Annotated in this window: 21 protein-coding genes; 4 read left to right on the forward strand and 17 right to left on the reverse strand. The window is 33.8% G+C overall.

The window, feature by feature from the left end:
* Position 1 precedes the first annotated feature (1 nt).
* Positions 2-760 (forward strand): peroxide stress protein YaaA, encoded by a 759-nt coding sequence (gene yaaA / locus G7A72_RS14460; protein ID WP_165152967.1) that lies wholly within the window; start codon positions 2-4, stop codon positions 758-760.
* A gap of 27 nt (positions 761-787) precedes the next feature.
* On the opposite strand, the gene G7A72_RS14465 is transcribed toward yaaA, so the two are convergent.
* From G7A72_RS14465 to G7A72_RS14480, 4 genes are all read right to left on the reverse strand, one after another.
* Complete coding sequence (locus G7A72_RS14465) at positions 788-2371, reverse strand: MDR family MFS transporter (protein ID WP_113666121.1); 1584 nt, start codon at positions 2369-2371, stop codon at positions 788-790.
* A gap of 70 nt (positions 2372-2441) precedes the next feature.
* Positions 2442-3521: an HlyD family secretion protein gene (locus G7A72_RS14470; RefSeq protein ID WP_113666120.1), complete on the reverse strand. Its 1080-nt coding sequence runs from the start codon at positions 3519-3521 to the stop codon at positions 2442-2444.
* A gap of 9 nt (positions 3522-3530) precedes the next feature.
* A complete protein-coding gene (locus tag G7A72_RS14475) occupies positions 3531-4862 on the reverse strand; it encodes a TolC family protein (protein WP_165152968.1) in 1332 nt (443 codons plus the stop codon).
* On the reverse strand, positions 4852-5478 hold the full coding sequence (locus G7A72_RS14480) for a TetR/AcrR family transcriptional regulator (protein ID WP_371807549.1): 627 nt from the start codon (positions 5476-5478) through the stop codon (positions 4852-4854). Before G7A72_RS14480 ends, G7A72_RS14475 begins: the two co-directional genes overlap by 11 nt.
* 422 nt (positions 5479-5900) lie before the next feature.
* Between G7A72_RS14480 and G7A72_RS14485 the strand changes: the two genes are divergently transcribed.
* From G7A72_RS14485 to G7A72_RS14495, 3 genes are all read left to right on the forward strand, one after another.
* Positions 5901-6479: a TetR/AcrR family transcriptional regulator gene (locus G7A72_RS14485; protein WP_165152969.1), complete on the forward strand. Its 579-nt coding sequence runs from the start codon at positions 5901-5903 to the stop codon at positions 6477-6479.
* Between the two features lie 43 nt (positions 6480-6522).
* Positions 6523-7155, forward strand: coding sequence for a nitroreductase family protein (locus G7A72_RS14490; RefSeq protein ID WP_165152970.1), 633 nt, complete (start codon positions 6523-6525; stop codon positions 7153-7155).
* Positions 7156-7355: 200 nt separating this feature from the next.
* Positions 7356-7913 carry a DUF4494 domain-containing protein gene (locus tag G7A72_RS14495; protein WP_165152971.1) on the forward strand — a complete coding sequence of 186 codons (558 nt, stop codon included), beginning with the start codon at positions 7356-7358 and terminating at the stop codon, positions 7911-7913.
* A 91-nt stretch (positions 7914-8004) separates the two neighbouring features.
* On the opposite strand, the gene G7A72_RS14500 is transcribed toward G7A72_RS14495, so the two are convergent.
* The 13 genes from G7A72_RS14500 to G7A72_RS14560 all read right to left on the reverse strand — a co-directional run bounded on the left by G7A72_RS14500 (position 8005) and on the right by G7A72_RS14560 (position 20184).
* Positions 8005-8520 carry a GNAT family N-acetyltransferase gene (locus G7A72_RS14500; RefSeq protein ID WP_165152972.1) on the reverse strand — a complete coding sequence of 172 codons (516 nt, stop codon included), beginning with the start codon at positions 8518-8520 and terminating at the stop codon, positions 8005-8007.
* A 1651-nt stretch (positions 8521-10171) separates the two neighbouring features.
* Positions 10172-10963 carry a hypothetical protein gene (locus G7A72_RS14505; protein WP_165152973.1) on the reverse strand — a complete coding sequence of 264 codons (792 nt, stop codon included), beginning with the start codon at positions 10961-10963 and terminating at the stop codon, positions 10172-10174.
* Between the two features lie 94 nt (positions 10964-11057).
* A complete protein-coding gene (locus tag G7A72_RS14510; RefSeq protein ID WP_165152974.1) occupies positions 11058-11744 on the reverse strand; it encodes a hypothetical protein in 687 nt (228 codons plus the stop codon).
* A complete protein-coding gene (locus tag G7A72_RS14515) occupies positions 11728-12354 on the reverse strand; it encodes a biosynthetic peptidoglycan transglycosylase (RefSeq protein WP_165152975.1) in 627 nt (208 codons plus the stop codon). Before G7A72_RS14515 ends, G7A72_RS14510 begins: the two co-directional genes overlap by 17 nt.
* Positions 12355-12588: 234 nt before the next feature.
* The gene (trpA, locus tag G7A72_RS14520) at positions 12589-13350 is read right to left on the reverse strand and encodes a tryptophan synthase subunit alpha (protein ID WP_165152976.1); all 762 of its coding nucleotides are present in this window, start codon (positions 13348-13350) and stop codon (positions 12589-12591) included.
* A gap of 122 nt (positions 13351-13472) precedes the next feature.
* The gene (locus tag G7A72_RS14525; RefSeq protein WP_113666109.1) at positions 13473-13790 is read right to left on the reverse strand and encodes a gamma-glutamylcyclotransferase family protein; all 318 of its coding nucleotides are present in this window, start codon (positions 13788-13790) and stop codon (positions 13473-13475) included.
* Between the two features lie 127 nt (positions 13791-13917).
* Complete coding sequence (gene trpB, locus G7A72_RS14530) at positions 13918-15099, reverse strand: tryptophan synthase subunit beta (protein ID WP_113666108.1); 1182 nt, start codon at positions 15097-15099, stop codon at positions 13918-13920.
* A 12-nt stretch (positions 15100-15111) separates the two neighbouring features.
* Entirely contained in the window at positions 15112-15744 is a 633-nt protein-coding gene (locus G7A72_RS14535; protein WP_165152977.1) for a phosphoribosylanthranilate isomerase, read from the reverse strand.
* Positions 15745-15746: 2 nt separating this feature from the next.
* On the reverse strand, positions 15747-16526 hold the full coding sequence (gene trpC, locus G7A72_RS14540; RefSeq protein WP_165152978.1) for an indole-3-glycerol phosphate synthase TrpC: 780 nt from the start codon (positions 16524-16526) through the stop codon (positions 15747-15749).
* A gap of 59 nt (positions 16527-16585) precedes the next feature.
* A complete protein-coding gene (locus G7A72_RS14545; protein WP_165152979.1) occupies positions 16586-16954 on the reverse strand; it encodes a four helix bundle protein in 369 nt (122 codons plus the stop codon).
* A gap of 13 nt (positions 16955-16967) precedes the next feature.
* Positions 16968-17960: an anthranilate phosphoribosyltransferase gene (gene trpD / locus G7A72_RS14550; protein WP_165152980.1), complete on the reverse strand. Its 993-nt coding sequence runs from the start codon at positions 17958-17960 to the stop codon at positions 16968-16970.
* Between the two features lie 113 nt (positions 17961-18073).
* Positions 18074-18640 (reverse strand): aminodeoxychorismate/anthranilate synthase component II, encoded by a 567-nt coding sequence (locus G7A72_RS14555; protein WP_165152981.1) that lies wholly within the window; start codon positions 18638-18640, stop codon positions 18074-18076.
* Positions 18641-18783: 143 nt separating this feature from the next.
* A complete protein-coding gene (locus G7A72_RS14560) occupies positions 18784-20184 on the reverse strand; it encodes an anthranilate synthase component I family protein (RefSeq protein ID WP_165152982.1) in 1401 nt (466 codons plus the stop codon).
* Positions 20185-20381 lie beyond the last annotated feature (197 nt).

The raw sequence follows: 20381 nt of genomic DNA on the forward strand, positions 1-20381 counted from the left end.
TATGAAAATTGTAATATCGCCAGCCAAGTCTTTAGATTTTGATAAAAATTTGCCCACTGCGTTGCATTCGGAGCCTTTATTTTTAAAAGAATCGCGTCAAGTTCATAAAGTTTTAAAAGAAAAAAAACCTGCGGACTTATCTGATTTAATGAGTATTTCCGATAAATTGGCTGATTTGAACTGGAAGCGAAATCAAGCTTGGAAAACCCCTTTTACGACTTCAAATTCGCGTCCTGCTATTTATACTTTTGACGGAGATGTTTACATTGGATTAGACGCTTGTTCGATTTCTGAAAAAAAAATAGCGGATTTACAAGATCGTTTAAGAATCCTTTCCGGTTTGTACGGATTGTTAAAACCATTAGATTTGATTCAAGCATACCGATTGGAAATGGGAACAAAATTACCCATTGGCGACAGCAAAAATCTGTATGAATTTTGGAAGCCAATAATTACAAAGGCTTTAAATAAAGAACTTGAAGATGGAGAGTTGTTTGTCAATTTAGCGAGTACTGAATATTTTTCGGCAATTGATGTTAAAGCTTTGAAAGTTCCTATAATTACTCCGGAATTCAAAGATTATAAAAATGGGAAATTAAAAATAATTAGTTTTTTTGCCAAAAAAGCCAGAGGAATGATGGTTCGTTATATTATTGATACTGATGCTCAAACGATAGACGATTTAAAAGGATTTAATTATGATGGCTATCAATTTGATGCAAATTTATCAGAAGGCAATCGTTTGGTTTTTACGAGGTAGGTATAGACGGAATTAATCGCTTTTTTGCTAATGCATAGCATCAGCCGGGTTGATTTTGTTTTTCCCTTTTTTAATAAAAAAGATAATTGGAATACAACACAGAAACATAATTCCGAGATACATAAAAATATCCATATACGATAAAACAGCACTTTGTTTCATGACAGAATAGTCAATGACCTGATACGCTTTTTTCAACGATTCATTAGCAGTAAATCCTTTCGACATAAATCCTTTTTGAAGCATCAAAACTCGCTCTTGAACCTCTAATCTGGTTGTGCCTAAATGTGAAACTAAATTGACTCTGTGTTCCTGGCTAAATCGGGTGATAAATGTTGTAATGATTGCAATACCAAAAGAACCTCCTAATTGGCGCATCATACCTGTAAAAGCTGCGCCTTCGCCAATATCTTTTCCTTTTAATGTAGAAAGGGACAATGTAGTTATCGGTACAAAAAGGAGTCCTAATCCAATTCCTCTTAAAATTAACGCCCAATACAAATGTTCAACACCAGTATTTGGTGTCATACTGTTGTGCATCATATAGGTAAAGAAAAAGAAAATTAAAAAACCAAGACCTACCATATAACTTTGGGGAACACCTTTTTGAAGTAAATTTCCAACAATTGGCATCATTAAAGCTGTGGTTATTGATCCTGGAATCAGTAACAGCCCCGCATCAGTTGCAGTCCAACCTAAAATTGTTTGTGTATAAATTGGGATGATTAAAGTGGAGCCATAGAGTCCAAATCCTAAAATAAAACACATAACTGTTCCAATTCTTAGATTTCCATCTTTTAAAACACCTAAGTTGACGATAGGGTATTTATATGTTAATTCTCTCCAAATAAAAAGTACTAAACCAAAAACGGTAATAGTGGTTAAAAGTATAATTGTTTTATTATTGAACCAATCGTCTTGTTGCCCGTGTTCTAACACATATTGCAAAGAACCAATAAATGCCGTTAATAGAAAAATCCCCAACCAATCGACTTGATTAGATTTCAACTTTTCGCCATATTTAGGACTCCTTACAAAAGTCAAGGCTAAAATAGTGGCTATAATTCCAAGTGGAATATTGATGTAAAAAATATATGGCCACGAAAAATTGTCAACAAGGTAGCCTCCTAAGGGCGGACCTAAAGTAGGTCCAACAATGACACCCATTCCGTAAATCGCTTGGGCCATACCTCGTTTTGCAATAGGATAACTCTCGGTTATAATGGTTTGAGCTGTCACTAATAAAGCACCACCACCCAATCCTTGAATAAATCTAAAAGTTACAAGTTCCCAGATATTATCTGCATTTCCGCATAAAAAAGAAGCTACCGTAAAAATAATAATGGAAGTAACAAAATAATTACGTCTTCCAAATTGTTGTGACAACCAACTGGTCATAGGAATGACAATCACATTGGCAATAGCATAAGCTGTAATTACCCATGCAACATCGTTTAGCGTAGCACCTAGACTTCCCCTCATGTTTGTCAGTGCTACATTGACAATTGTGGTGTCTACGATTTCGAGCAGGGTACAAAGTATTGCTGTAATCGTAATCAGAACTCGTCTGTAGCCATATTCTACTAAATCGTCTTCTCCCGCTTGTACCATTTATGCTAAAGTGTAAACTATAATTGTCTTAAAAGTGTCGCTTTTTTTTTAAAAATCTAGAAAAATAGATTTATTTTAAATGTACATCTACATCTACATTCATTCCCGGGCGCAATAATTTTATTTTTTCAGGATCGTTTGTTGCGTTCAAACTTATTTTTACCGGTAATCTTTGAATCGTTTTTACAAAGTTTCCTGTCGCGTTATCTGGCGGTAGCAATGAGAATCGAGATCCTGTTGCAGGTGAAAATGAAGTGACAGAACCTTGAAAATCATAATTAGGATATGCATCTACTTTTACAGTTACTTTTTGTCCAATTACCATTTTGTTCAATTGCGTTTCTTTGAAATTAGCAATTACCCAAGCTTCCTTATTGTTGATAATGTAAAATAAAGATTGTCCTGGCTGAACCAATTGTCCTGGCTGAATATCAATTTTGGATACCTGACCATCAATCGCAGCAGTTACCGCGGTATAGGTTAAATTCAATTTTGCGGCATCCAGCAATGCTTTGGCTCTTTTAATATTGGCAGCAGCCACTTCGGTTTGTTTATCAGAAACTTTAGATTTGGCCACAATAACTGATTTTTGAAATGCACTGGCTCTTTCTTGTTGTTGCAAAACACGAACTTGACTTTCAGCTTCCAGTTTAGCCGCCAGAGCTTGTTCGTACTGCTGTTTTGTGATAGAATGGCTTTTGTACAAATTCTCATATCGATTGTAATCACTTGTGATACGTCCCAATCTTATTTTTGCGGATTCAATATTTCCACCCGCTGACAACACATTTGCATCCGAAACAGAAATGCTGGCTAAAGCACTTCCAATATCAGCTTTAGTCACTTCAAAATTACCTTCAGCGCCAATCATTGCTGCATTGGCTTCTTCAATTTTCAATTGGTAGTCTCTTCGGTCAATAGTAAAAAGCGTATCGCCTTTTTTTACAAAATCATTATCTTTGATGTACACTTTATCTACATATCCAGAAACTCTCGGAATAATTGGATTCATGTTTTTTTCAATTTGCGCATCATCAGTTTCCTCGTGGGATTGTGAATGGATGTATTTAAAAGTTCCATAAGTTCCTCCTAAAACAACCAAAGCTACTAGGATAATAATAAATTTTTTATTTGTTTTTTTCTTTTCCATGGTAGTTGATTATTTATGAGCAAGATTGAAGGATTGAGATAATTGACCAGTTACGGAGAGTAACTCGTAGTATTTTTGGATTGTATTAGCTTTCGCCAAAGCTTTATTGATTTTTGAATTTAACTGTTCGACATCAGCTTCAAGCAGGTCATTTGTGTCTGAAAGTCCATTGTCATATTTATCTTTTACAATTCGGAAATTTTCAGTAGCCTGTTCCTGTGCTTCTTCATAAACCGTGTTTTGTTTCAATGCTAAATCGTAATCTTCAATCGCTTTATGGACTTGGATTTTAATGTAATCCGTTAATATTGCTTCAGAATTCTGAACTTCAAAATACTTATTTTCAGCAAGTCTAACCAGAGTTCCGTTTTTTAGAATAGCACTCAAATCATACGAAATTCCAACTCCAATATTCATCGCATTTTGTACGGTAATTACATTGCTCAGGTCTAAAGCGGTATATCCACCAATAATCGCAATGGCTGGATAATAGGAAGCTTTTGCTATTTTGATATTTGCTTCGCTGGCTTTTCCCTGAAACCGAATCGCTTCTAAATCCTTACGATTTTCTAAAGCTGGTAATTCATTGGTTGGAATATTTGTCATTTGGAAATCAGCAAAATCATCCTCCCGAATTTCCAGTTTAGTGTCTGGATTTAATTTTAAAAGTGTAACCAAATAAAAGTTGATTATTTTTAAATTATTATTCGTTTCATCCAGTGACAATTGTATTTTCGAAGCTTGTAATTTAGATTTCAACAGATCATTTCTAGGAATAATTCCGTTTTTTTCAAGCTCTATAAAATCTTTAACGCGCTGTTTGGCACTTTTTTGATTTTCTTTCAACAGTTCAATTGTTTTTTGTGCTTTGTACAAACTGGCATAATAATCAATCACTCGCAACGCAATTTCTTCTTTAGTTTGGGATGATGTAGCCATTTCAGCCTGATACAAATTTTCATTTGCTTTGATGCTGTTTTGAATTTTAAAACCAGAAAATACCGGAACACTGGCATTCAACTGACCAATCATTAACTGATTGACAATAGGAATCGCTTGTGGAGTACCAGAATTGTTTTGATCCAGTTTAAAATCTATTGATGCATTTGCCAATCTTTGGTACTGACCTGAAAGTTTCAAATCTGGATATTGATTGTTTTTTGTAGCCTGCAATTCGTATTTTTTGGTCTTTACTTTTGTATTGGCCAGCGTAACTTCATTGCTTTTGGTCCAAGCCAAATTAATGGCTTCGTTCAATGTTAAACTTGTTTTTTCTTGTGCTTCTACTGCTGAAATTCCAATAAAGAAAATCCCAAAGAGCATAAATTGACTAACTTTCATATATAAGAAGTGCTTTTATAGTTTGTTGAATGTGCTTTGTCAAATTGGTTTTGATATAATTGTTGTATAAATCTTCGGTTTTCAGGTTTAATAAATTCTCGAAGAAAGGTTTATTCATGTGAAAATGAAAGAAAGTCCCTAGAATGGTGGGTGTGATAAGCGGAATTATAACATCTTTTCTGAAAATGCCTTTTTTCTGACCTTCCTCGATAATAGCTTCAAGGGATTTTAGATTTCCTTTTTTTAATTCAGAAAAAGCCTGAAGATTTTGTTCTCTCTTTTTAGAAGTAAATTCAAAGTGTAAAATTCGATAGATTCCTCTGTTACTATTAATTCTGTTGATGTACAGTTCAATTAGTTTGTTGATTTTATCTATAGGTTCCAGTTCTTCATTTAGCAGATTATCCAATTGATTTTTAAGATCCGAAGTTCTGTAAACAATAAGCGATTCCAGTAATCGTTCCTTGGAACCAAAGTAGTACGAAACCATGGCAATATTAATTTTTGCGACTTTTGCTATGTTTCGAATGGAAGTACCGTCAAATCCCTTCTCTGCAAAAAGTGTTTCTGCAACTTCGAGGATTAGAATTTGTTTCTCGTTAAAATTACTTTTCAATGGAATTGAATTTTTGTTAAACAAAACTAAACAAGTGTTTAATTTAAACAAGTGTTTAATTTTTTTTTAACATAATTTTAATAAAAATTAAGGCTTTCATAAAAGTTTATTTTTTTGCTGTCAACCAAAGTTATAAATTTTTTATAAACTGGTAAGGAAAATAATTTATTCAATATAGTCCTTCTTATTGGTTTCCTCGGCTCGATTTTAAAAAAATAACGGAAGAACATGCTATTTGTCGAAATGCTTTCCTTTTTCTAACATACTTTTAAGGGTAAACAAAACATAATTAATTGTGATTTATGAATGTTCATTCTTTTTTATAGTATCTTTGTATTTCAATATAACTTTAGTACAAATGTTTTTTTAAGCATTTTTTAATAGAGTTGTTATTTATTAGGAATTTAAGAATAATATCAAACATGGCGCAACTTCAAAAAAGTATTGATAAACGGATTGCTCTCTTGAAAGCTACTTTGACTTTAGTAAATAATGGAGGGATTCAAGGAGCTTCAATGGCAAAAATTGCTAAAATTGCAGCTGTTTCTCCCGCCACGATTTATCTGTTTTTTCAAAGTAAACAAGATTTAGTCAGTAAATTGTATCTAACAGTAAAATCGTCTTTTGCTGAGGCGGCCTTTTTAGATTACAATCTTCAGGAATCAGTGGAGCTTAGTTTTAAAAAAATCTGGTTCAATATGGCGCATTATAAATTGACCCATCAAGAAGAAGCCTCTTTTTTATCGCAATGTGATAATACGCCCATGATTGATGAAATAACAAGACAAGAAGGATTACAATTCCTGACGCCGCTTTTTGATTTATGGATGAAAGGAAAAGAAGAGGGTATTCTGAAGGATATTTCACCTTATCTGATGTATGCTTATTCGATATATCCTATGGCTTTTTTGATGAACATGAAAAATAGGGGATTGTGTCCTTTGGATGAAAAAACATTGCAAGAAAGTTTTCAAGTGGCATGGGATAGTATAAAAGTGTAAAAATTTTTAATATAAAAAAACAGTAATTAATAAATATAGTACAATGGAATTATTAGATAAATTGAAATGGCGTTATGCAGCCAAAGCGATGAACGGAGAAAAAGTAGCTCAAGAAAAAATTGATGTTATTCTCGAAGCAGCAATTCTAGCACCTACATCAAGTGGCTTGCAACCTTTTGAAATAATGGTGGTAACCAATCAAGAAATTAAAGAAAAAATCAGAGCAATAGGGTGGAATCAATCCGTGATTACAGACTGTTCCCATTTATTAGTATTTGCCGCTTGGGATACGTACACAGCGGATCGTATCAATAAAGTATTTGATCATACCAATGATATCAGAGGTTTTAAAAATGAAGGTTTTGAAAATTACCGTCAGATGCTGTTGAGTACGTATCCTCAAAAAGATGCCGAAGTTAACTTTCAGCACGCAGCAAGACAAGCTTACATTGCCTTTGCAATGGCTATCGCAGCTGCCGCTTTCGAAGGAGTAGACAGCACACCAATTGAAGGTTTTGAGCCAGATGCATTAGACGAAATTTTGAACCTAAGAGCTAAAGGTCTTAGAAGTTGTGTAATTCTTCCTTTAGGCTACAGAGATACCGAAAATGACTGGTTAGCAAACTTAGCAAAAGTCAGAAAAAACAAAGAGGATTTGGTTACACTTATTGACTAATACTCAGTTTTGAAGAAATATTTTTTAAAAACAGCCTTTGCTTATTGTAAAGGCTGTTATTTTATTTGAGGAATTAATTCTTTTAATTGAAATAAAAATCAATACCGACTTCCATCTAAAATTGTGAATATCTATTTTAGTAATACTGTTGTTTTTTTTCTTTTAAATCTATCTTTGACATCCTTTAAAAAAAAAAAGAAATGAGCACAACTTGGTACGAATGCAAAGTAAAATATAGAAAAACAGACGAAACTGGCGGACAGAAGATTACAACGGAACCGTACTTGGTAGACGCGTTATCTTACACGGAAGCTGAAAGCAGAATTAATGAAGAAATGTCGGCGTATATCAGTGAAGAATTTAAAATCACGAATATTAAAGTCGCTAATTATGCTGAGATTCATCCCTTCGACAATGCGGATCGTTGGTTCAGATCTAAAGTATCTTTATTGGCCTATGATGAAGAAAGCGGTAAAGAACGCAAAACTAATATGTATTTATTAGTGCAAGCCAATGATGTAAAAGAGGCTTATGATAACACCATTAGCGTGATGAAAGGTACGATGGGCGACTACACCGTTCCTGCAATTTCAGAATCTCCTATTATGGATGTTTTTCCTTATTTCAGTGGGGAAGAAGGTGAACTGGAACAATTAGAAAGATTCAATGCGCTGAAAGCATCTAAGCCGGAAGTAGCAATGGAAATCGAGGACCACATGGAATTTGAAACTGCTCCTGAAGAAGAAGCTGTAGTTTAAGATTTTTAAAAAAAACTCACCGCAAATTCGCAAATTATTGAAACAGTTACTAACTGTTTTTATTTGCGAATTTGCGGTTTTTTAATTTCAATCAGTCTTGTTTGTGTAATACTTTCTCGAATGCTTTCCTGGGGCTTCCTCTAAAATAAACTTCGCCACAATAGGTATAACCTAAGTTTTCAAAAATTTTCATCATAGCAATATTATCAAAATTTGTGTCAGCTTTTACACTGTAAATATTGTTGCTTAATGCAAAATCTTCTATGTTTTTTAGCATCAGTTTAGCCAGTCCTTTACCCAAATGTTTCTCAGAAATAGCTACGCGGTGCATGACAACAAAATCATCATTCGTTAACCAGTTGCCTTCAATTGTAGCGTAAGCAGGTTCGTCATTGATGAGTACCGCACTGTAACCGATGATAGTTTCTCCGTCTGTCAAAACAAATCCTTTGCCTTTTTCAATATCTTTTTGTATTACTTCCGGATTTGGATAACCGTCCTGCCATTGGGTACTGCCATCTTCTTTTCTGCGTTGTATAGCTTGTTGTAAAATTTCCCATATCGGAACTATTTCAGAGAGTTCCGCTTTTCTAAAGTGATAATGCATTATTGTAATTTAAGTTTTTTAGTTAATGAGTGTGCTTTAAAAGTACAAAACAAAGTTTGAATTTTGGACATTCCTCATTATAGGATATATTTACTTTTAGAAGAATAACTTGCGGAGAATAAGGAATATTTTCTTTGCTGCGATTGCTATCTCGAGCTCAGCGGGCGAGAACTCGCACTACCGATTCGGGATTAAATTTTTTTCTCTTTTTCCAACACTTTAATTTCAGTTATTTCCTTTTTAATACTTTGTCGAATAAGCGCATATATACTCATGTAACTGTTGGCTATCCATACTAAAGAAAAGCCTGCTATGATATATCCTCTCCAGTCAGTCAGCAAAAGTTTATAATTAGTTAAAAAAAGAAATAGGATTGTTATGTAATGACTAAAACAGTATTCGCAGGTAAAAAGGTAAAAAAACTTTCTTTTTAACAAAGTGTCATCATGAAGGCTTCTATTAAGACAGTATTCCCTCGGCTCTCGAAACAATTTCTCGTGGGTAACTGTCCATGAAACACAAGCAACCGGTATAGCCAATATAAAAAGCCAAATAATCTGAGTAAATAGAGTCATAGGTTTTTGTCTAATAGAATTAAATAAAGCAGATTATTAAAAATACGGATTTAAGTTTAATATACAACGCTTTGAAGGAACAATCGATAGCTTTTAAAACAGTACATTACATATAATCCTAAATAGTATGATACTGACGTTTTTCATATTTACCAAATGGATTTACATTACCTATTTTTTTAGAAGAACACTTTGCGTACCAGTGGAGTTTACTTTTTATAATTTAGGATCCGTTTTTGTATTTTCGTTTTCGTTTATTTCCTTTTTAAATTGTTTTTTGTAGTTATATCGAGCCAATAGACCCATACACATTCCAAAAAATAAAAAGTGAAATAAGTGTTTAAATTGTATAAATGATTCCCCGTCTAAATAATCAAATCCTGCCATCAATACTGCGTAACCAAATCCAGTAAACAAAAATGTTCTTATAAATATTTTATTTTCAATCTTCATTACTTATTTTCTTAATATTAAATACATTTCTAAAATAAAGAGTTCATTTGATACAATACATACTCAAAATTTAAGTCTCCTTTTGGCTTTCGTAAAATTAAATTCAAAAATTATTGTGATTAATTTCGTGAAAATTAATTAAAAATATTTCGTTATCGTCTTTTTTGCCCTTTATTCTATCGTCTTCTTTTCTAAATTAATAACTTATTGCAAAATGGCTTATAATGAAGCTATTTCAGACAGTTGAGCTTTTCTAAAGTGATAATTCATTATTTTAATTTGAGTTTTTTCAGTTAATGAGTGTGCTTTAAAAGTACAAAACAAACTTTGAATTTTGGACAATCTGTATCATGGAATGATTTATTATTTGGAAACTTAATTTGAGGAGTGTGTTTATTATTAACAGCCTGCAGCAATTATCTTGTTTTCCAAAGTATTTGTTGCGATTGCTAGCGCAAAGTAAGAGACATTTGCGCAGCATTCACGATAAATTTCTTCTTCTTAGAAGAATACTTTGGGGAGCTGGGCCGGGTACTTTCGGTGAACGAAAACGAGCTAATGAAAAACTGGTCCTATTTTGTACTAAATCAGGCAATTTCGCAAAACCGCTGTCTTGCGGAGTTCTAATGGATATCATATTTTAAAGGATTATAACAAGAAATTTTTATATTTCTGTTCGTTTCTTGTAATAATAATTTTACTCTGCTTGAAACCTTTTTGCATTCTGGATTTATTACAACAATCTCTTGTAAATCTTCATTTTTTAAACTTGCAAATATTGTTTGATTTAATTCTGCGTCTAACGGATCTAGCGAAATGCCATATAGAATAATTTGATTTGCTTTTTTTAAAATGCTAAGTAGAATTGCTTGATTTACTCCGTGTTCGTTATCTTCTTCAACACTTCGATAGTTTTCACATGTAATTTCTGAAGGAAGATATAAACTATTCGGCTTTTCAATGGAACCATGCAAGTGGAAAGTATTTATGGTTTTTCCATGTTCAATTTTTTTAGCGAATTTATTTATTGCTTCGTTTACAACTGTATCCCAGTTTGTAGAAATTACTGCAAATTTAATTTCTTCTTTAAAGATAAAATTCATTAAAAGTGTTTCAAAATGACTTCTAACTTTTAATTCTTGACTTTGTTGAGCAAGATTTAATTGTTTTACAATTTCATGTTTTAATTCGGTAATTTTTCGCTTAGCATTTTCAAGAGCATCTTTTGTAGTTTCAGCAAATTTTGCTGCGGAGTAAAATCTTAAAAGATATACTAATCTAGTAAATTGAAAATTTGCACTATCGGCGTCATCAATCGAAGATTCAAAAACATTTTGAAATGATTTGTAAATTGGTAGCCATGCATTTTCGACAGCTCCGGCTCCAACAATGAGTACAACGGTTTTTTGATTCATGGTGTTCTTTTGAATACGATTTTTGAACAGAAATTCTCACAACGTTAATTCCACTAAATTCCAGCTAGCTCAAAATAGCGGTTGTGCGCTGTATTTAGTTGATTTTTGATAGAACACTTTCAGTATTTAAACGTAATTGTTTGAAAAATGTATTCCAATCCTTATAGATTCTTGCTGAAGCATTTTTAACTTTAATATTATGGTAAGTGTCTAAATTTGCAACAATTAGAGAAAGACTATTATCTATACCTTGAGTTGTTTTAAACTCGGTATAATTTGGAATTTTATAAGTATCAATAAAACCTCTTTTGCATTGATGTTTTAAATTTTCAAAGTTGTCTTTCCAATATTTATTTTGAAGCTGCTGTGGGTAAATTCCGTTATCAAAGTTTTTTTTCCACTGTTTATATTCTATTACGGATTGTGAAAAAATTCCCTCGTCAATTATAGCAAAATCTAAATCGCTTTTCTCACTAAATTTTTTCCCATAATCTGGATTTGGACTTATGGAGAATCCTGTTTTTGCACTGCCAATTAATTTGATTTTATCTTTACTAATATTGAGTTTATCTCCCAAATACTGCGTCAAATTTTCGTAAAGCAGAGGTTCATTTTTAAATGCAAATTTTACATTATTTACAATGAAGTGATTTATATATGACATTTGTTCTAAATCATCAAGCAAAAGATAATTTTTCAAAAACTGATCCGGACTGGTATATAAAGTTGTGACAGATTTTGCTTCACTTGATAATTTTATATAATCAATTATATTTGCCATAATAATTTAAATATTTACTTGAATTATGTTTGTTATAAAGAAATTTAATATGTGATGTTCTTTTTCTAATCAAATCTAATTTTCTAATATTATAGTTTGATGGTTCTGGATATTTTAATCTAGCAACTACTTCTGCACAAATTTGATCATTAATTTCGTTTTCAGAATGCAAATCAAACTTACTTAAAACCTTATTTAATCCTTGTAAGTTGGTTCCATAATAAGCAATATTCAAATAGATCAAAGCAATTTCTCTTTTCGACAAAATTTTTTTCAAAGAATAAGCTAGAATGATTTCTTTAATCTTTCTTTTCAAATTACGTTGATAGTTGTTCGTTAATACTCTAACTAATTGTTGCTCAATCGTGCTAGCACCTTCACTTTTATTCCAAATTAATTTATTTCGTATTGCCCTTAGTATTGCAATTATATCGAATCCAAAATGATAATAAAACCTGTGATCTTCTGCTGATATTAAAAAACATATCATTTTTTCTATAGAATCAGTCGGCTTAATATAATAAATGTTATTTTTTTCAATAAGAATCTGCTCCTTTAGATTTCTTTTGTCAATTTCAAATTCGTATCGTATTTTTTGTAGAATGTTCAATTTAAATCAGTTCTTTTATTAATATAGCGCACAACTATTATATAGGTCTGACAAAGTCAGACTTATCACCGCGAGATTGGGTCGACAGGTCTGATAAACGCCACTGTTTATTTATTTACAAATATATAAAATTTTCTTACAAATAATATTGTGATTTTCTAAGGTTTAAACCATAAAAAAACGGCGTTTAAATCAACTTTAAATGCCGTTTAATTTTATATAAAAGAAGTTGTTTTATCGAATCGCTTTTACGAACTCTTCAATATTTCCTGTTCCGTTTTCGGTAAGATGCTGAATGAATGCACTTCCTATAATTGCTCCTTTGGCAAATTGTGTGGCTTGATTAAAAGTTTCCTTGTTGTTGATTCCAAAACCAATTACTTGAGGATTCTTTAGATTCATGTCGGCAATGCGTTTGAAATACTCTTCCTGAGAGCTTCCAAAACCAGTTTGCGATCCTGTAACACTCGCTGAACTTACCATATAGATAAATCCATCAGATACGCTGTCAATAAAGTGGATGCGTTCTACAGAAGTTTGTGGCGTAATCAAGAATATATTTTTCAAGCCATATTTCTCGAAAGTGGCTTTGTATTCATCGGCATAGACATCAACCGGAAGATCAGGAATGATTAATCCATCGATTCCAATTTCAGCACATTTCTGGCAGAAATTCTCTATTCCGTATTGCAACATTGGGTTAAAATAACCCATAATCACTAAAGGAATAGCAACCGTTTTACGAATGTCTTTTAGTTGGTCAAACAAAACTTGTGTCGTCATTCCGTTGTGTAAGGCTTGCGTGGAACTGGCTTGAATTGTTGGTCCATCGGCCAATGGATCACTGAACGGCAATCCGATTTCAATCATGTCCACACCATTTTTTTCTAAATCCTGAATGATTTGTACGGTATCGTTGAGGTTAGGATATCCCGCCGAAAAATAAATGGAAAGTATCTTTTTAGTCTCTTGTAATTTTTGATTTATTCTGTTCATTTTAATATAATTTTATTTATTCCTGCTAGGTTTCCATAACCTTGTGGGTAATAATTTTGTATTCAAAATTTGGTTTTAGAAACCTAGTAGGTTGTTTAAATCGGAACTATTTTTCTGGATTATTAACTTTCAATATAAATCCAGGCCGAAAGTCCAGATTGCAATGTTATTTGAATTCTTTTATAAGCATTAGATTCGAATTGATCTGCTTTTATGAGATCTTCGTTGGTTACAGTAAAAGCGATACCATTTATTGCATCCGAAGGATTTTCACTTGGAATGGCTACAAAATAATCTTCCATTCCAAATTCTTCTTCTATTTGAAAATCTTTTAGTTTGTATCCTAAAAGCATGTCCTCAGTTCCACTTAATAGTTTATTAAAAACCTGCATCTGAATTTCTTTTGACTGCAATGTACCGTATGAGAATAGCTGTTCCATAAATAATGTTTTCTAGTTATTTGTCTGCGTTAGGGATGGAAGCGGCATCCTTTTTTATGGCTTTTCTGCCATGAAAAAGATATAGCGGACAGCCCGACCCTTTGGGAACGCCCAAATTATGCCTTTTTTATAATTTAAAATAATCAATATACGTATTCAAATCTTTATCGCCGCGACCAGAAAGATTGATGACTACCACATCTTCTGGTTTGAATTTCATTTCGTCCAAAACGGCAAAGGCATGCGCACTTTCAATGGCGGGAATTAATCCTTCCATTTGAGATAATTTGATTCCCCATTGCATCGCTTGCTCATCCGTAATGGAGATGAATTGCGCTCTTCCGGTGGTGAATAAATTGGCGTGCATAGGACCAACTCCCGGATAATCCAGTCCTGCTGAAATGGAATACGGTTCGGTGATTTGACCATCCGTTGTTTGCATCAAAAGAGTTTTACTTCCGTGGATAACACCCACTTTTCCCAAGGCAGAAGTTGCGGCACTTTCGCCGGAATCAACTCCTAAACCTGCTGCTTCAACCGCAATAATATTTACGTCCTCATTGTCCAGAAAATGATAATAGGTCCCGGCAGCATTGCTTCCGCCACCTACGCAGGCAATCACATAATCAGGGTTTTCACGACCTTCTTTTTCCAGTAATTGTTCTTTGATTTCCTTAGAAATAACACTTTGAAAACGCGCTACCATATCTGGATAAGGATGTGGTCCCACGACAGATCCAATGATATAATAGGTGTCAACGGGATTGTTAATCCAGTCGCGAATGGCTTCGTTAGTGGCGTCTTTTAAGGTTTTTGAACCTGACATTGCCGGACGAACTTCGGCACCCAACATTTTCATACGAGCCACATTTGGCGCCTGACGTTTGATGTCGACTTCACCCATGTACACGATGCATTCCAGTCCCATTAAGGCACAAACTGTAGCTGTTGCAACGCCATGTTGACCAGCTCCGGTCTCAGCAATGATTCGTTTTTTACCCAAGCGTTTGGCTAACAAAATTTGCCCAATCGTGTTGTTTACTTTGTGCGCACCAGTGTGGCATAAATCTTCTCTCTTCAGGTAGATTTTAGTATTATATTGCTCTGATAATCGCTTGGCAAAATAAAGCGGTGTAGGACGACCTACATATTCTTTTAGCAAAGCATCAAATTCAGCTTGAAACTCAGGCTCTGCTGTGATTTTTAAATAATTTTGGCGTAGTTCCTCTACATTTGGATATAACATTTCCGGAATGAAAGCGCCTCCAAATTCTCCGTAATAGCCTTTTTCGTTGACGTTGTAACTCATTTTGTTTAAAGTTTATAAGTTTAAAGTTTTCAAGTTATTCTTGAAACTATCTAATTTTTCTATGTTTTTTAATCCCGGTTCTATTTCAAATTTACTGTTTACATCAATGGCATACAGCGGTAAATTTGTTTTTGCTATTTCTTTCACGGCATCCATTTCCTCAATTCCGATTCCACCGCTCAGAAAAAACGGTTTGCTCGAAGGATACTTTTCTAATACTTTCCAGTCGAAAGTTGTTCCGTTTCCTCCGGGTAATTTTCCTTTGGTATCAAAAAGGAAATAGTCACAAACGGTTTCAAATGGTTTTAATACTTCAAAATCAAAATCATCATCGACAGAGAATACTTTTATAATCTCGATTTCATTTCCTATTGTAAGTTGTAAATCAGAACAAAATTCAACGGATTCGTGACCGTGTAATTGAACAGTTTGCAAATCATATTTTTGGGCTTTCGCCAAAATTACTTCGGCGGTTTCATTTACAAAAACACCCACTTTTTTAATTGATTTTGGTAAATCTGGAATAACACCGTCAAAATATCGAGACGATTTCTCCCAGAAAATAAATCCCATATAATCGGGTAGGAGCGCGCCCACTTTGAGAATATTATCGGGATATTTCATGCCACAGATTTTGAGTTTCATGTTTATAGTTTTGATATAAATTCTGCTGCTGCTTTACCGGCATTATCCGTTTTCATAAAGTTTTCTCCAATTAAAAATCCTTTGTAACCAAAAGGTTTTAGTTCGTTGATGGCTTCAATAGATGAAATCCCGCTTTCAGAAACTTTTACAAAATCATTTGGAATTTGCGCTGCCAATTGCTTGCTGAAATCCAAACTCACTTCAAATGTTTTTAGGTTTCGGTTGTTTACCCCAATCATGTCTAATGTAGGCATAATTGATTTTTCCAACTCTTCCAGATTGTGAACTTCCAGTAAAACTTCTAATCCTAAACTTTTTGCAAATTCAGATAAGGATTTGATTTCCTCTCTTGTCAAAACCGCTGCGATAAGCAAAATTAAATCGGCTCCGTGGGCTTTGGCTTCCAAAATTTGGTATTCATCAACAATGAATTCTTTTCTCAATAATGGAATATTTACTGCGGCTCTTGCCAAAAGTAAATCGTCTAATGAGCCACCAAAATATTTTCCATCTGTCAATACTGAAATACCACAAGCACCAGCATTTTCATATCCTTTGGTAACTTCTTCAACCGTAAAGCTGTAATTGATTTCTGCTTTGGAAGGGGAACGGCGTTTGTGTTCTGCAATGATTCCTGAGTTGCTGTTTCTTAAATTGTTGCTTAAAGAAATAGTCTTTTTTTCAAAGAAAACTGAAGCTTCCAATTGTGAAACCGGAATAATGGATTTCTTGAGGATGACTTCTCTTTTTTTGTCAACTATGATTTTATCTAAAATGTTCATTTGTTTTAATTTAAAGATTGAAAAATTTAAAGATTGAAAAATTCCAATCTGAATAAAAATTAGTCTTTGATTTTAGTGCTTAAATATTTAATAAAATTGGATAAGTTTTGAGATATTTCAATACTTATTTTATAGCTTGCATCAATTTCTGCGTGAGAACAAAAACCTAGTTCTCGAGACAAAATTAGCATACTTCGAACCTCAGCACAACTTCCTTTTGAGATTTTTAAATATCTGATAAGTTGTTTGTTATTATTATATTCGGAACCTTCTGCTATATTATTTGTAATTGAAATAACAGCTCTTTTTATCTGATCTTTGAAACCAAATTCTTTTTCAAAGGTTTTACTGTTTAATAATTCAAAAACTAATTTAGCTAATACAATCCCTTTATTATAAACATCAAACTCTTCAAACGATTTTGTCATAATTTTTAAATCTTTAAATACTTAAATCTTTCAATTTTTTCAAAGCTACAAGTCCTTTACCGGAAAATAAACTTTCTTTCGCTATTTGAAATCCTTCTAAAGGAGAACATTTTGTAACGGTTGCAATTGCCATGGCTGTATTGGCACAAACCACATTATTCTGGGCTTCGGTTCCTTTTCCTGAAATGATATCGGTAAACATTTGAGCCGATTCTTCGATGGTTGTTCCGCCTTCGATTTCGCTTTGCAGCAAAAGACGAACACCAAAATCTTCCGGATTTAGCATTCCTTCCATGGAACTGGTAATTGTTTTTGTAGGACCTGTCAACGAAACTTCGTCATACCCGTCAAGCGAATGCAGGATAGTGAAATTAGTATTCGTGTTTTGATACAAATACGCATACATTCTGGCCAGTTCTAAGTTGAAAACACCAACCAACTGATTTTGTGGAAATGATGGATTTACCATTGGTCCTAACATATTGAAGAAGGTTTTTACAGCTAATTCTTTTCTAATTGGTCCCACATTCTTCATAGCGGGGTGAAATAACGGCGCGTGTAAAACACAAATTCCTGCTTTATCGATACATTTCTTTAAGAAATCAGCCTCATTACTGAACTTGATTCCTAGTTTCTCCATTACATTACTCGATCCAGAAATTGATGAAACCCCGTAATTTCCGTGTTTCGCCACTTTTATTCCTGCTCCCGCAGCCACAAATGATGCCAATGTTGAAATGTTAAAAGTATCTTTTCCATCACCACCGGTTCCGCATAAATCGATAGTATTATACGCAGATAAATCCACGCGAATGCACAATTCTAATAATGCTTCACGGAAACCGGCAAGCTCATCTATGCTTATGCTGCGCATCATATAAACGGTTAGAAAAGAAGCAATTTGGCTCGTGTTGTAACTCCCGTTTGATATATTAACCAATACGTTTTTTGCCTCTTCTTTCGAAAGTATTTCGTGATTGATTAACCTGTTTAGTATATTTTTCATTTTTATTTTTTTTGTTTAAGGTTTCAGGTTTAAAATTTAATAAAAAACCTAAAACTTCAATCTAAATATCCGTATTGGCTCCCCTTCCTTCGGAGGGAGGTTGGGGGGAGGAATTACCCTTTCACCCAATTTTCTAATATTTTTTTACCATTAGGAGTTAAAACACTCTCGGGATGAAATTGTACACCGCGCACATCGTACGTTTTGTGGCGCAAAGACATCACTTGTCCGTTTTCGTCAAATGAAGTTGCTTCAAGAACATCCGGTAAATTAGCATCCACCACCCAAGAGTGATAACGTCCCACTTCAAATTCGTTTCCTAATCCTTCAAATAAAAGTTCATCATCAACAACGGTTTTCACATTGGTAGCCACACCGTGATACACTTTGTCTAAGTTAGAAAGCGTTCCTCCGTATACTTCTCCAATAGCTTGTTGACCTAAGCATACCCCAAAGATACTTTTGGTTGGCCCGTATTTCCGAATCACTGCTTTCAATAATCCTGCTTCGTCCGGTATTCCAGGTCCAGGAGAAAGTAGTATTTTATCAAAAACTGCAATTTCATCAATTTCAAATTCATCGTTTCTATAAACGGTTACTTCACAATCTAAATCTTCGAGATAATGCACCAAATTATAAGTGAAACTATCGTAATTGTCTATGACTAGTATTTTTTTCATTTTCCTCCCCCAGCCCCTCCGAAGGAGGGGAGTAACCTATTGGGGTAAATAGGTTTTTTAATTGTTATTTTATTTACAACTTCATAAGTTGCTAATTTTTTTAGATTGGCTCCCTTCCCTTCGGGGAGGGTTGGGGAGGGGATTTATATTGTCTCCGCTAAATCCAACGCCGCATTCAGCGCTCTCAATTTGTTGTATACTTCCTGCATTTCGCTTTCTTCATCGGAACTGGCTACAATTCCGGCTCCCGCCTGAGAATGCAATTGATGATTCTTACTAAGGAAAGTCCGAATCATTATTGCGTGATTAAAATTACCTTCAAAATCCATAAAACCGATAGCACCACCGTAAAAATTACGATTTGTTTTTTCATAATCCTCAATCAGTTGCATTGCTCTGTGTTTAGGTGCGCCGCTCAATGTTCCTGCCGGAAAAGTATCAGCAACCACTTGCATCGTCGTCGCATTTTCATGCAAATGTCCCGTTACTTTTGAAACCAAGTGAATGACGTGAGAGAAAAATTGTACTTCTCTATATTTTTCTACATTTACATGATGACCGTTTCGGCTCAAATCATTTCTGGCCAAATCCACTAACATCACATGCTCACTGTTTTCTTTTTTATCTATGGATAATTCTTTGGCAAGAATTGCATCTTTTTCGTCATCTCCCGTACGTTTGAAAGTTCCAGCGATAGGATGAATTTCCGCTTTACGGTCTTTTACTATAATCTGTGCTTCGGGTGAAGAACCAAATATTTTGAAATCGCCATAATCAAAAAAGAATAAATATGGTGAAGGATTAATGCTTCTTAACGCTCTATAGACATTGAATTCATCGCCTTTGAAGCCTTGGGTAAACCTGCGGGATAAAACCAATTGGAACACATCACCTCTAAAACAATGCTTTTTGGCCAAAACTACATTATGCTTAAATTCTTCATCCGTCAGATTTGAAAAACCTTCGCCTTCTTTCGAAAATTTATAAGAAGCTATATTTCTGGATTGTAATAATTGTTCGATTTCCGAAATGTTGTTTCTTCCGTCTAAACTGTGACAGAAAATATACGCTTCATTTTTAAAATGATTGATGGCAATGATGTTTTGGTACACGGCATAATACACATCAGGAATGGTATTGCTGTTTTCTTTTTTGGCAATGTTTACTTTTTCGAAATACCGAACCGCATCGTACGAAATATATCCAAAAAGTCCATTATTGATGAATTTAAAATCGTTCTTCTCGGATTTAAACTGACCCGAAAATTCTTGAATTACTTCCGGAATATTGGTAGTGGCATCGATTGAAATTTTCTCAGAACTCCCATCAGGGAAAGTCTTGTAAATAGTTTCATTTTCTATTTTGATGGAAGCAATCGGATTACAACAAATATAGGAGAAACTATTGTCATTTCCATGATAATCGCTGCTTTCCAGTAGCAAACTATTTGGGAATTTATCCCGAATTTTGAAATACACACTCACCGGGGTAATGGTATCTGCAAGGATTTGCTTGTAATTGGTATTTAAGTTAAATGATTTCAATTGCTATGTTTTTAATGTTGTGTTTTACTGGTAAAATTGGCACAAAAAAAAGGCCTGTCGTGATGACAAGCCTTTTATATTTTATAGTTTTAATAATACTATAGGAGCTTAGTTCACGACGACTGACGTAAATTGTTCCACCACCAAGTATTGTTTAAAATTGTTTTCATGTTTTATTTTGTTGCCACAAATATAGA

It is taken from the genome of Flavobacterium sp. Sr18 (assembly GCF_011064265.1).
In the GTDB taxonomy this organism is placed as follows: Bacteria; Bacteroidota; Bacteroidia; order Flavobacteriales; family Flavobacteriaceae; genus Flavobacterium; species Flavobacterium petrolei.